This window comes from Mycobacterium sp. ZZG, from assembly GCF_054786995.1.
This window is the reverse complement of the sequence record NZ_JBTBFV010000176.1, coordinates 1-940: the sequence shown is the minus strand read 5'-3', so window position 1 is coordinate 940 and position 940 is coordinate 1. Positions and strand designations below refer to the sequence as shown.

The following is a 940-nucleotide window of genomic DNA, read 5'->3' as shown; positions in this document are numbered from 1 at the left end:
CAGCCACCATCGACCTCAACGGCGTCATCGCCACCTACCCGCCAGCCCTAAACACCGAGGTCAACGCAATCCTCAACGCACTGAACGCCGAGAATTCAAGGCACTAAGCCAAATGACCCAACTCGGGTCGGAGCGCCGGGCCTCACGAGAAAGAAGTACAAGTTTCATGACGTCGACCTCACCGAGAAGGTCGAGTTCGCCCGCCAGGCGTTGGCGATAGATGAGCGGCGCCTGACTTTCAGCCCCTGTCTGTGGAAACCGAACCGCATAACGGACATTAAGCAAGTGTGGTTCGAAGGGGTCCACTCCGACATCGGTGGCGGCTACCCGGCGACTGCCCCGGCCGATCTCACACTGCGCTGGATGGTGCACGAAGCCTCAGAACGTGGCCTTGAGTTCGATTATGAGCTGTTTCATCCGCTGCAGACTGCACCGCTGTCGCCGAACAATTCCATGAGCCCGGCGTATCAGCTGATCAACATCGTCAAACAGTGCTGGCGCACCGTGCAGCCAAAGAACCGCTCTGAAGTGAGATTCCGTGGCAGCCGCCGGCTTCTCGCAGTCGAGGGTGACGATGACACCACGGAGACGCTTCGGATTGCGGAACCGGCCTACGAACGTTGGTACGACGACACCGAGAGTCGGCACAGGCGTGCCCCCAACATCGGATGGTGGTCTGATTCTGCCCATGACTTGACCGGCCGCGTGGAGGTGATCCCGCCGCTTGGCTACCGTGCGAGCGGTCCCGTCGCGAACAGCCAGTCACGTCGCGCTGCCCTCGAGGGTCGGTTATGACCGTCCTGGACGTCCCCGTGAGGTGAGCCCCCTGTAGTGGTCCAGTCGTTGTGGGACTCTGTTGCCCGAGTGCTCGGGCAGGAAGAATCAATGACGACATGGCAACGAACAAGCGCCGGCGGCACACTCCGGATCAGATCATCCG

Annotated in this window: 1 protein-coding gene; it reads left to right on the top strand. The window is 61.0% G+C overall.

The genetic code is table 11. The annotated features are described in order from the left end of the window. Positions 1–93 precede the first annotated feature (93 nt). Positions 94–795 carry a phospholipase effector Tle1 domain-containing protein gene (locus tag ACXMYJ_RS29220; protein ID WP_460359562.1) on the top strand — a complete coding sequence of 234 codons (702 nt, stop codon included), beginning with the start codon at positions 94–96 and terminating at the stop codon, positions 793–795. The last annotated feature ends 145 nt before the right edge of the window (positions 796–940 follow it).